The following is a 12,455-nucleotide window of genomic DNA, read 5'->3' on the forward strand; positions in this document are numbered from 1 at the left end:
GTCCGTAGGGAATAATACAAGTGACAAAACGGCGGTCCGCTAAAATCAAGCTGACCGCCGCAAAATATACTTCTATTTATCTGTTCTTAGGAAGAATGAATCCATCCTCATCTTTTTCAGTTTCATTTTCTGAATTGTTTTCTTGATCCAGAAGTCTCTGTTCCTTCTCTTTTGCAGGAAGTTCTCCTGCTTTTTTCGTCTCATCTTCTTCAGGCTCCGGAATTCCTTCGCATTTTCTGAAGATCTTCATGAATTCTTTTCCGGTAATCGTCTCTTCACGAATCAGGAATTCAGCAATCTGATCCATTGTATCACGATGCTCGGATAACAAACGTTTGGCTTCTGCATAAGCCCCTTTCAGCATTTTCATGACTTCCTGATCAATCTCAGAAGCTGTTGCTTCTCCGCAGTTCATGACCGGACGTCCGTCCAGATAACGATTCTGAACTGATTCCAGACCGATCAAGCCGAATTTCTCTGACATACCATACTGTGTAACCATAGCACGTGCAATTCTGGTTGCCTGCTCAATATCGTTGGACGCTCCAGTCGTTACCGTATCGAACACGATTTCTTCCGCGGCACGGCCCGCGAGCATTCCCACCAGCATCGCTTCCAGTTCTGCCTTGGTATTCAGGAACTTCTCTTCTTCCGGTGTATGCATTACATACCCGAGCGCTCCCATCGTTCTTGGAACGATTGTAATCTTCTGCACCGGTTCAGCGTCCTTCTGCAGAGCACTTACCAGGGCATGTCCCACCTCATGGTAAGACACGATCCGGCGCTCTTTCTGACTCATGATCCGGTCCTTCTTCTCCTTACCTACAAGAACCACTTCCACTGCCTCAAAAAGGTCTGCCTGTGATACAACCTGACGCCCGTTCTTCACTGCATTGATGGCAGCCTCATTGATCATATTTGCAAGATCTGATCCCACCGCTCCTGAAGTTGCAAGCGCAATTTCTTCCAGATTCACGGTCTCATCCATCTTGACATCTTTCGAATGTACCTTGAGGACATCAATTCGTCCTTTCAGATCCGGCTTGTCAACGATGATCCGACGATCAAAACGTCCCGGACGAAGCAACGCCGGATCCAAGATCTCCGGACGGTTCGTAGCTGCAAGAAGCAACAACCCTTTATTTGTATCGAATCCATCCATTTCCGCAAGAAGCTGATTCAACGTCTGCTCACGCTCATCGTTTCCGCCGAGCTGGCTGTCCCTGCTCTTACCGATTGCATCGATCTCATCGATGAAGATGATACACGGAGCCATCTGCTGAGCCTGTTTGAAAAGGTCTCGCACTCTGGAAGCACCTACACCGACATACATCTCAACAAACGCAGAACCGGACAAAGAAAAGAACGGCACATTCGCCTCACCAGCAACCGCTTTCGCAAGAAGAGTCTTACCTGTTCCCGGAGGTCCCACAAGCAGTGCACCTTTCGGAAGTTTCGCACCGATACCGGTATATTTCCCCGGCTTATGAAGGAAATCTACTACTTCCTGCAGAGATTCCTTTGCCTCATCCTGTCCGGCAACATCCTTAAATGTAACACCGGTAGACTTTTCCACATACATCTTGGCATTGCTCTTACCGATTCCCATCACTCCGCCGCCTTTCGACATTCCTCTCATCAGATAGATGGCCATCCCGATCAGAAATACGAACGGAAGCACTGTTGCAAGGAGGTTCATAACAATGTATGGTGTAGAATCCGGTATCTCGTGGCTGAGCTTCACGCCGGCATCCAGCAGTTTCTGTGTAAGGTTCGGATCATCTACAACTCCAGTATAATACTCTTTTTCAGAAGCAAAGATACTCTTTTTATCTTCCTCCTGATTCTCTTTTACAGCACCCTCAACCACTCCGCTCTCATCAGTTGCCTTATCCTTCTCCGCTGCGATCTCACTCTCGCTCTTCGGTTTGATCACGATCCGGTCTGATTCAATCACAACTTCCTTCACTTCTCCGTCCTCAACCATCTCCATAAAACGGTCATAAGAGATTTCCTGCGCATTATCGTCATCACGCATCTGGAAAAAGGAAAACATAAGAACTGCAACAAGAAGAAGTATGAAAATCAGCATATTCATTCCCTGACGATTGTTCTTATTATTAGGGTTTCCGTTTCTATTGTTAGGATTATTCCTGTTATTTTGATTATTCATAAGTATCCTCCTAGTTTTCATCTCTTCTATTATAAGTAGCTCAAAAACATAAATCAATAAAAAGATTATGAAAAGATTGTAAAAATGACATATACTATAGTATACTGTTAAGTGGAATGTCAAAAATACACGCAGAGAGGGATGGTAACCAATGAAAATCGGATTTGACAATGAAAAATATCTTAGCATGCAGTCTTCACATATTCGTGAACGTATCAATAAATTTGACAACAAGCTTTACCTCGAATTCGGTGGAAAGCTTTTTGATGACTACCATGCAGCCAGAGTTCTTCCCGGTTTTATGCCGGACAGCAAGCTCCGCCTTCTTAAAGAACTTTCAGATACTGCCGAGATCGTCATCGTCATAAGCGCTGCCGACATAGAAGCAAACAAAGTACGCGGTGATCTGGGGATCACGTATGACACAGACGTTCTGCGTCTGAAGGACTCCTTTGAAGAAAACGGCCTCTATGTAGGAAGTGTTGTAATCACGCAATATTCCGGTCAGAACAGTGCACATCTGTTCAAAGGACGTCTGGAAAAGATGGGAATTAAAGTTTATATTCATTATATGATAGAAGGGTATCCTTCCAATATACCACTGATCGTCAGTGACGAAGGATACGGTAAGAATGATTATATTGAAACCACTCGCCCCTTGGTTGTTATCACAGCACCAGGACCGGGAAGCGGCAAGATGGCGACATGCCTCTCCCAGCTCTATCACGAACACAAACGCGGAATCCACGCTGGATATGCGAAATTTGAGACATTTCCGATCTGGAACATACCGCTCAAACATCCAGTCAATCTTGCCTATGAGGCTGCGACGGCCGATCTGAACGATGTCAACATGATTGATCCGTTCCATCTGGAAGCATATGGAGAAACCACAGTCAACTACAATCGTGACGTAGAGATTTTTCCGGTACTTTGTGCAATATTTGAGCGCATCTACGGAAGTAGTCCTTACAAATCTCCAACTGATATGGGTGTCAATATGGCCGGGAACTGTATCTGCGACGATGAAGTCTGCCGCGAGGCATCCAAGCAGGAGATCATCCGCCGTTATTATCATACTATGGACCGCTTTCTTGCCGGAAGCTGTCCACGTGAAGAAGCCTATAAAATTGAACTTCTTATGAATCAGGCTGGCGTTACCGTACACGACCGCAAGGTAGTAGATGCCGCACTGGATCTAGCCGCCGAGACCGACGGACCTGCCGCAGCACTGGAGCTTCCGGACGGGAAAATCGTAACCGGTAAGACTTCCAAACTTCTCGGTGCTTCAGCCGCCCTGATTCTGAATGCATTAAAAGAGCTTGCAGGCATTGATCACAGTGTACATGTGATCTCTCCGGCAGCAATCGAGCCGATTCAGAAAGTCAAGACAGAATATCTTGGAAGCCGCAATCCGCGTCTTCACATCGACGAAGTCCTGATCGCACTTTCCATCAGCGCTTCTACTGACCCTGTTGCAGAACTTGCCCTGAATCAGATTCCGAAGCTGAAAGGCTGTCAGGCGCACACCTCTGTCATGCTGGCAAATGTGGATGTCCGCCTGTTTCAGAAGCTTTCTATTCAGACAACTTCTGAGCCGAAATATGAGAAAAAACCAATTTACCAATAAGCACAAATTCACCATTCAAACTTTGTGATTTTTTTACACCCAGTCTGCAAAAAAAGATTGTATTTTCCTGTGGATTGGGTGTATACTTTTAAAGTATTTTATTTCACAATTATATTATTTACCGGTTTCATTTCGAACCGGGTTTGACGAGGAAGCCAAAGATTGATATCTTATGGTTTTTTTCGCTTTTTTTAGAGAAAAAATATAGTAATGGTATGAGCAGTATAGTATAAGGAGGTTATTATGGCAGTAAAATATGTATTTGTCACCGGAGGTGTTGTATCCGGTCTCGGCAAAGGAATCACAGCAGCATCCCTCGGTCGTCTTTTAAAAGCACGCGGCTACACGGTCACCATGCAGAAATTCGATCCATATATCAACATTGACCCGGGAACCATGAATCCGGTACAGCACGGAGAAGTATTCGTAACCGATGACGGTGCGGAAACCGATCTCGATCTCGGACATTATGAACGTTTTATTGATGAAAGTCTTACCAGAAATTCCAATGTTACAACCGGTAAAATTTACTGGTCTGTTCTGCAGAAGGAACGCCGGGGAGACTTCGGAGGAGGAACCGTCCAGGTCATTCCCCATATCACAAACGAAATCAAAAGCCGTTTTTACAGAAACCCAACCGCTACCGACACAGAGATTGCAATCATTGAAGTAGGCGGAACCGTAGGCGATATCGAAAGTCAGCCTTTCCTGGAATCGCTTCGTCAGTTCCAGCATGATATGGGGCATGAAAATGTCATCCTGATCCATGTAACCCTGATTCCGTATCTTCGCGCTTCTCAGGAAATGAAAACCAAACCGACTCAGGCAAGTGTAAAAGAGCTCCAGGGAATGGGCATTCAGCCGGATATTCTCGTCTGCCGTTCCGAACATCCGCTGGACGACGGCATCAAGGACAAAATCGCCCTGTTCTGTAATGTACCTGCAAGCCATGTTCTCCAGAATCTGGACGTAGAGTATCTTTACGAAGCACCGCTTGCCATGGAGGAGGAACACCTCGCATCAGTTGTGTGCGAATCCCTTCATCTTCCATGTCCGGAGCCGGACCTCAAGGACTGGAGAGAGATGGTAGACTGTCTGAAGCATCCTACTCAGGAAGTGACTGTAGCACTGGTCGGAAAATACATCCAGCTCCACGATGCCTATATCAGTGTAGTAGAAGCCTTAAAGCACGGCGGTATTTACAGTCATACTACCGTAAATATTAAATGGGTGGATTCAGAAACGGTAACTCCGGAGAATGTGGATACGATCCTATCCGATGTAAGCGGTATCCTCGTGCCGGGAGGTTTCGGAGACCGCGGTATAGACGGAAAGATCGAAGCAATCAAATACGCCCGCACACACAAAGTTCCATTTCTCGGTCTCTGTCTTGGCATGCAGCTTTCCATTGTGGAATTTGCAAGAAATGTGGTCGGATATCACGATGCACACAGTGTGGAACTGAAACCTGACACCACGCATCCTGTCATCCATATTATGCCGGATCAGATTGGCGTGGAAAATATTGGAGGAACCTTAAGACTGGGATCTTACCCTTGTGTTCTTGATGAGACAAGCAAGGCCTACTCGCTCTACGGCAAGAAAGAGATTTCCGAACGGCACCGCCACCGTTACGAAGTCAACAATGACTACCGTGATGTGCTGGAAAAGAACGGCATGAAGCTCTCCGGCTTATCTCCGGACGGAAGGATCGTGGAAATGATCGAGATTCCAGACCACCCATGGTTCATCGGGACTCAGGCTCATCCGGAACTAAAGTCTCGTCCAAACAAACCGCATCCGTTGTTTAAAGGTTTTGTAGAAGCCGCACTGGACTACCAGTCTTCTAAGAACTAATCCTTTATGTATTTGATTTAGTGCCTGAAGTTTGCCACTTCGGGCACTTTTTTTCTTTACCACATATTTTCCCTTTGATATACTTATATTGGGAGTTATGAACCAGAAGGATATATTCACTTCGGGAACTACAAAAGTTTATCTAAAGGAGGAACAAGTAAACATGGGAACTTTCAAACCAATGCTGCTTACAACCCTGAAAGGCTATGACCGTTCACAGTTCATCAAGGATGTAACAGCTGGCATTATTGTGGCTATTATTGCGCTTCCGCTTTCTATCGCACTTGCACTTGCTTCCGGTGTGGGGCCGGAAGCCGGAATCTTCACCGCAATCGTAGCCGGATTCGTTATCTCTGCACTCGGGGGTAGTGCAGTACAAATCGCCGGGCCGACCGCTGCATTTGCAACCATCGTAGCCGGTATTGTCGCCAAAAGCGGCACCGACGGCCTCGCTGCGGCAACCATCCTTGCCGGAATCATTCTGGTCATTATGGGTATCTGCCATTTTGGCAGCTTAATCAAATTCATTCCATTTACAATCACTACCGGATTTACCGCAGGAATTGCCGTAACGATTGTCATTGGACAGCTCAAAGACTTCTGTGGTCTCACCTATCCGGAAGGCGTGAAGCCGATCGAGACTATGGAGAAACTGGAAGCATTTATCCAAAATATCTCTACCCTGAACATCCATGCCGTAATCGTCGGCCTCGTCAGTCTTGCCGTCCTGATCATCGCTCCATATTTTGCTAAGAAAATCCCGGGATCATTGATTGCCGTGATCGTCGGAATCCTGATGGTGAGATTCCTGCCTCTGAAGGTCAATACCATCGGGGATCTGTATACCATCAGTAACCGTCTGCCGTCATTCCATCTGCCGTCCATGAGCTTTGAAATGATACGCACCGCACTTCCGGATGCATTTACCATCGCAGTGCTGGCAGCCATCGAATCGCTTCTCTCCTGTGTGGTTGCCGATGGAATGATCAACAGCAAACACCGTTCCAATACGGAACTGATTGCCCAGGGCGCCGGCAATATGGCTTCTGCATTCTTCGGAGGAATCCCTGCAACAGGAGCCATTGCACGTACTGCTGCCAACATCAAGAACGGTGGCCGCACTCCGATTGCCGGTATGGTACATTCTATCACTCTGGTTTTGGTTCTTGTCGTCCTGATGCCATTCGCCGGAATGATTCCTATGCCGACAATCGCTGCGATTCTTTTCATTGTTGCATACAATATGTGCCAGTGGAGACCGTTTGTTCGTCTGGTAAAGACTGCCCCAAAGAGCGACATCGCAGTTCTTGTCATTACCTTTATCCTCACCATCGTCTTCGACCTTGTAGTTGCAATCGAGATCGGAATGCTTCTTGCATGTCTGTTATTTATCAAGCGCATGAGCGATGAGACAAGTATAAGAGGATGGACCTATGCAGATGACGACAGTGAAGAAGTAAATAGTCAGCTTCGCGTACTTCCGCGTGAGATCAGCGTTTACGAAATCAATGGTCCGCTCTTCTTTGGCGCAGCTGACTCCATCGAACAAATCATCTGCCATAGCAAAACCAAATGTCTGATACTCCGTATGCGCGGTGTTCCGGCATTAGACAGCACAGCCATGAACTCTCTGATTGATTTATGGAAAAAATGTAAAGAAGACAACATTACGATAATCTTCTCTCATGTAAATGAACAGCCTATGAATGCACTGAATAAAGCCGGCTTTGTGGAAATGGCCGGAAAAGAGAATTTCTGCAGCAATATTGAAGAATCTCTGGAACGCGCAGAAAAACTGATCCAAATATAAAATCTTTCCATTGAAAAAGCGGGCGATGTCATATGGACATCGCCCGCTTTTTCTCTATGCACAGCTTGAAGCAGATTCAAACTGAGAATTATATAGCTCGGCATAAAAGCCGCCTTTCGCAAGCAATTCTTCATGCCTTCCCTGTTCGATAATATCTCCGTCCTTCATCACCAGAATCAGGTCCGCATCCCGTATCGTTGAGAGACGATGTGCGATTACAAAGCTGGTTCTTCCCTTCATCAAGTTATCCATTGCTTTCTGAATCTGGACTTCCGTTCTGGTGTCAACAGAGCTTGTTGCCTCGTCCAGAATCAGAATCTTCGGATCCGCCAGAATCGCTCTTGCGATCGTAAGAAGCTGTTTCTGCCCCTGGGACACATTGCTCGCCTCTTCATTTAGTTCCATCTGGTACCCGTTCGGCAGAGTCTGTACAAACCGGTGTACATGTGCCGCTTTCGCGGCCGCTACCACTTCCTCATGTGTCGCATCCAGCTTGCCGTAGCGGATATTATCCTCAATCGTTCCGTTGAACAGCCAGGTGTCCTGAAGCACCATTCCGAACATTTCCCTGAGCTCACTCCTGTTGAAATCCCTGACATTATGTCCGTCAACCAGAATCGCTCCCTTATTCACATCATAAAAACGCATCAGCAGTTTGATCATCGTGGTCTTGCCGGCTCCTGTAGGACCGACAATGGCAATCTTCTGTCCCTGATGTACCTCAGCCGAGAAATCATGGATGATCACATGATCCGGATTATAACCAAATTGTACATGATCGAACGTGACATTTCCTTCCAGCCCCTCCACAGAAACCGGATGTTCCACAACCTGGTCCTCTTCTTCTTCTCCAAGGAATTCAAATACTCGCTCGGAAGCTGCCGCCGTAGACTGCAGCATATTCGCGACCTGCGCTACCTGCTGGATCGGTTGGGTAAAAGAACGCACATACTGAATGAAGGACTGGATATCACCCACTTCAATTGTTTTGCGGATTGCCAGATATCCTCCAAGGATCGAAACACCGACGTATCCCAGATTGCCGACAAACTGCATGATCGGCATCATCATACCGGAAAGGAACTGTGATTTCCACGCCGACTGATAAAGGATCTCATTCGTCTCATCAAAGGTTCGGATCACATCCTTTTCTTTGTTGAATGCCTTTACAATATTGTGTCCGCCATAAACCTCTTCCACCTGTCCATTAATATGTCCCAGATATTCCTGCTGGCTCTTAAAGAACTTCTGAGAATGCTTTACGATCGTAGATACAAATATCATAGAGATTGGAAGAATCAAAAGTGCCACGACCGTCATCAGTGGACTGATGCTCAGCATCATCACCAGAACACCAATGAGCGTTGTCACAGAAGTGATCAACTGCGTTGCACTCTGGTTCAGACTCTGGCTGAGCGTATCCACATCATTCGTCACTCTGGAGAGTACCTCTCCGTGTGTCGTCTTGTCAAAATATTTCATTGGCAGGCGGTTGATTTTCTCGGAAATTTCCTTTCTCATGCGGTATGTCATTTTCTGTGATATTCCTGTCATAATAAATCCCTGCAGGAAAGACAGCAGCGCACTTACCGCGTAGAGGCAGAGAAGCGCAATCAGTATCTTTCCTATTTTCCCAAAATCAATCCCGTCGCCTCCGGATATCTTGCTGATCAGTCCGTTAAAGATCTCCGTCGTCGCTTTTCCAAGAACCTTAGGACCCAATATACTGAAAACGGTACTTCCGATTGCAAATACCGCGACAAAGAAAATGCCGATTTTATATACACTCATGTAATTGATCAGTTTTTTCATAGTCCCGCCGAAATCTTTCGCTTTTTCCGTTGATTTCATCGGTCCGTGTCCTCCGTGTCTAGGCATGCGCCATCTCCTCCTTTCCGGTCGTTCCCATATCTCCCGCAAGTTCCTTCTCGGACAACTGCGAAGAAGCAATCTGATAATATGCATCACAGTTTTTCAAAAGCTCTTTATGTGTACCGATTCCCGCTATTCTTCCCTCATCCAGAACGATGATCTGTTCTGCATGGAGAATCGTGCTGATTCTCTGCGCCACAATAATAACGGTACTGTCCTGCGTCTTTTCCTTCAAGGCAGCCCGCAGCGTTACGTCGGTTTTATAATCCAGCGCGGAGAAGCTGTCATCGAAAATAAAGACATCCGGCTTCTTCGCGATCGCACGCGCAATGGACAATCTCTGTTTCTGTCCTCCGGAGACATTGGTTCCGCCCTGAGCGATCGGACTGTCATATTTTTTACGCTTCTCTTCGATAAATTCTGTCGCCTGGGCAATCGAAGCCGCCTCTTCCATCTCCGCCTTCGTTCCATCCGGATTTCCGTAAAGAATATTGGATTCGATCGTACCTGAGAACAGTACCCCTTTCTGCGGAACATATCCCAATTTGTCCCGAAGCTCATGCTGAGTGATTTCCCGGATATCGGTTCCGTCGATCAGGATCCTTCCGCCTGTCACATCATAGAATCTCGGAATCAGGTTGACGAGCGTAGACTTTCCGCTTCCAGTACTTCCGATGATCGCTGTCGTCTGTCCAGGTTTTGCCGTGAAATGAATATCATGAAGCACATCCTCCTCGGCCCCCGGATAGCGGAAGTTTACATGATCAAACACCACTTCTCCTTTACTTCCTGCAGGGAGTGTTTCCGGATTCTCTGGATCCTCGATTGCTGTTTTACTCGCAAGAATTTCATCTACACGATCTGCAGCGACCGCCGCTCTCGGGAGCATGATGGACACCATACAGATCATTAAGAACGACATGATGATCTGCATCGTATACTGGATAAATGCCATCATATCACCGACCTGCATATTTCCGTTATCGATTCCATGCGCCCCGTTCCAGACGATCAGAATCGTAATTCCATTCATGACCAGCATCATGACCGGCATCATAAATGTCATCGCACGATTTACAAACAGATTTGTCTTCATCAGATCTTTGTTTGCATTATCAAAACGCTTCTCTTCATATTTCTCCGTACTGAACGCCCGGATAACAGAAAGTCCGGTAAGAATCTCCCTCGTTACCAGATTCAGACGGTCCACCATGTTCTGCAAAATCTTGAATTTCGGCATTGCCACGATAAATAATACCAACACAAGCAGAAGTATGAGCACAACCGCAAGTCCGATGATCCATGACATATCGACATTGGTCCGGAATACCTTGATGATTCCGCCTGCTGCCATGATCGGTGCATACATTACCATCCTCAGTAACATAACGACCAGCATCTGAATCTGCTGGATATCATTGGTACTCCTTGTAATCAGGGATGCCGTTGAGAAATGGTCGAATTCCGCGTTTGAAAATCCGACTACTTTCTTGAATACCCTGCTTCTTAAGTCACGTCCGGTTCTAGCCGCAACACGGGATGCCAGAAGTCCCACCATCACACTGGCAAGCATTCCAAGAAATGCTAGGCCGATCATCTTCGCACCTGTTCTCAGAATATAGCTGTTCTGAATTTGTTCCGTATCCATTCCCAGCTTTTCATACACAGTCTTTATATAAGCCGTAGCTGCCTGCTCCACGATCGAATCCGGCATATCATCCATTTTTTCTGCAATCTGTGCTACCATCTCTTCTCTCTGATCCTCAGAGAGCATTCCCAGAATTTCGAACATATCCGCTTCATCAATCTTCTGCATCTGCGCTTCAATCTGCGCCTGCATTTCTTCCTGCTGTTTCTTAGCAAGCTCCGGATTTGCCTCAAGAGCAGCCTTCTCCTCTTCTGTCATCTGAGAGGCGGCTTTCTTTGCCTTTGCCTCCGCCTGTGACTGAATGGCTGCTTTCATGTTGTCCTTCATCGATACTTCCATCTGTTTGGTTGTATCGCTATCAGACTCAAATCCGGATACCAGCAGCATCGGCTGTCCCAGGATTTCCGACAATTCCTGCACTTCTTCCTTGTCTTCGGCAGCTGATTCCTTCAGAACATAAACACTGCCTTCACAGTCATATCCGGTATCCGCCGTCTTCAGCTCATACGCCTCCAGCACCCGTTCGCTATCCTCCCTGCTCATAAACAAAAGCAGCCTCTCCATCTCCTCTTCGGTAACAGCTTCCGGTATCTTCTCGTCAATTCCTCCCTGCTGAATTCCCACATTTACAATGTCAGAAGTATAAGAAGGAAGTGACAGATCGCAGGTTGCCTGAACAATCAGGAAACCGATGATAACAACAATGGTCGCCGTATACGGTTTCAAATGTTTCAATAATTTTCTCATATCAACAACGATCCTTTCTTCTCGTTTTCACATATCCCTTTTCTGTCTGATCCATATGGGGACATGTTTCCATTAATTCTTTCAGATTAATCTCCTTTACAGAAAAAAGATTTTCCCGCATCTGCAGCATCAAACGCCGGAGCAGCAGCTTCTCTTCTACACTCATATTCTTGAACAGCACCGCATCTGCCTGTTCCACAAATAACATTAACTTCTCCGTGCACTCCATCCCCTTATCCGTGATCTGAATATTCACGATACGCTGATCCTTCGTATCCGGTCTGCGCTCCACATACCCCAGCTTCTCCAGCTTCTGGATCGCCACCGTCACAGACGGCGGCTTCACCCCGATATGATCCGCAATCTCACGCTGCGAGAGCGGTCCCGCTTTTCTGAGGAATAGCAAGATCCCGGCCTGTCCCGGCTTGATCTTCAAAGGTTCTATCAAGTGAATAACAGACTGCACATTCATATGAAACACCTGATGCATCAAAAACAACAATGGTATGTTTTTGTCACCACACATACCGATGACATCGCCGCCTCTCCGCTCATCCTGATACATCCTTTCACCTCCAATGCTTAGATGTCTAACGGTTATTCTATGACTTATGTACAGAAGTGTCAATTGTATGAGTAAAGATTTTATACTTTTATTATAATTTCTGTGCATTATTTAATTAGATATTTAACTTTATTTTCATCCCCAAAAACCCAA

General features: G+C 46.4%; 7 protein-coding genes. 3 read left to right on the forward strand and 4 right to left on the reverse strand.

Translation table 11 applies throughout. From position 1 onward, the window contains the following. Positions 1-76: 76 nt before the first annotated feature. Positions 77-2,173: an ATP-dependent zinc metalloprotease FtsH gene (gene ftsH, locus ACTNA4_RS02425; RefSeq protein ID WP_441028383.1), complete on the reverse strand. Its 2,097-nt coding sequence runs from the start codon at positions 2,171-2,173 to the stop codon at positions 77-79. Between the two features lie 151 nt (positions 2,174-2,324). Between ftsH and ACTNA4_RS02430 the strand changes: the two genes are divergently transcribed. The 3 genes from ACTNA4_RS02430 to ACTNA4_RS02440 all read left to right on the forward strand — a co-directional run bounded on the left by ACTNA4_RS02430 (position 2,325) and on the right by ACTNA4_RS02440 (position 7,470). Beyond that, positions 2,325-3,803: a DUF1846 domain-containing protein gene (locus ACTNA4_RS02430; RefSeq protein WP_427807406.1), complete on the forward strand. Its 1,479-nt coding sequence runs from the start codon at positions 2,325-2,327 to the stop codon at positions 3,801-3,803. Between the two features lie 243 nt (positions 3,804-4,046). Beyond that, a complete protein-coding gene (locus ACTNA4_RS02435; RefSeq protein ID WP_427807408.1) occupies positions 4,047-5,660 on the forward strand; it encodes a CTP synthase in 1,614 nt (537 codons plus the stop codon). Positions 5,661-5,823: 163 nt separating this feature from the next. Next, a complete protein-coding gene (locus tag ACTNA4_RS02440; protein ID WP_427820222.1) occupies positions 5,824-7,470 on the forward strand; it encodes a SulP family inorganic anion transporter in 1,647 nt (548 codons plus the stop codon). A 54-nt stretch (positions 7,471-7,524) separates the two neighbouring features. Here the strand turns inward: ACTNA4_RS02440 and ACTNA4_RS02445 are convergent, their stop codons facing one another. Genes ACTNA4_RS02445 through ACTNA4_RS02455 form a run of 3 tightly spaced genes read right to left on the reverse strand, consistent with a single transcriptional unit; the run spans position 7,525 to position 12,302 of the window. Then, a complete protein-coding gene (locus tag ACTNA4_RS02445; protein WP_427807412.1) occupies positions 7,525-9,348 on the reverse strand; it encodes an ABC transporter ATP-binding protein in 1,824 nt (607 codons plus the stop codon). Continuing rightward, positions 9,341-11,737: an ABC transporter ATP-binding protein gene (locus ACTNA4_RS02450; RefSeq protein WP_441028385.1), complete on the reverse strand. Its 2,397-nt coding sequence runs from the start codon at positions 11,735-11,737 to the stop codon at positions 9,341-9,343. The genes ACTNA4_RS02445 and ACTNA4_RS02450 overlap by 8 nt, the downstream gene beginning before the upstream one ends. A gap of 1 nt (position 11,738) precedes the next feature. Beyond that, entirely contained in the window at positions 11,739-12,302 is a 564-nt protein-coding gene (locus ACTNA4_RS02455) for a MarR family winged helix-turn-helix transcriptional regulator (protein ID WP_441028387.1), read from the reverse strand. Positions 12,303-12,455 lie beyond the last annotated feature (153 nt).

The sequence above is a fragment of the Bariatricus sp. HCP28S3_A7 genome (genome assembly GCF_052066375.1).
In the GTDB taxonomy this organism is placed as follows: domain Bacteria; phylum Bacillota; class Clostridia; order Lachnospirales; family Lachnospiraceae; genus Allocoprococcus.

Bases quoted from the DNA above. Each gene is read 5' to 3' on its own strand.
- ACTNA4_RS02435 (WP_427807408.1), top strand. From the start codon at position 4,047: ATGGCAGTAAAATATGTATTTGTCACCGGAGGTGTTGTATCCGGTCTC.
- ACTNA4_RS02445 (WP_427807412.1), bottom strand. From the start codon at position 9,348: ATGCCTAGACACGGAGGACACGGACCGATGAAATCAACGGAAAAAGCG.
- ACTNA4_RS02430 (WP_427807406.1), top strand. From the start codon at position 2,325: ATGAAAATCGGATTTGACAATGAAAAATATCTTAGCATGCAGTCTTCA.
- ACTNA4_RS02440 (WP_427820222.1), top strand. From the start codon at position 5,824: ATGGGAACTTTCAAACCAATGCTGCTTACAACCCTGAAAGGCTATGAC.
- ACTNA4_RS02450 (WP_441028385.1), bottom strand. From the start codon at position 11,737: ATGAGAAAATTATTGAAACATTTGAAACCGTATACGGCGACCATTGTT.
- ftsH (WP_441028383.1), bottom strand. From the start codon at position 2,173: ATGAATAATCAAAATAACAGGAATAATCCTAACAATAGAAACGGAAAC.
- ACTNA4_RS02455 (WP_441028387.1), bottom strand. From the start codon at position 12,302: ATGTATCAGGATGAGCGGAGAGGCGGCGATGTCATCGGTATGTGTGGT.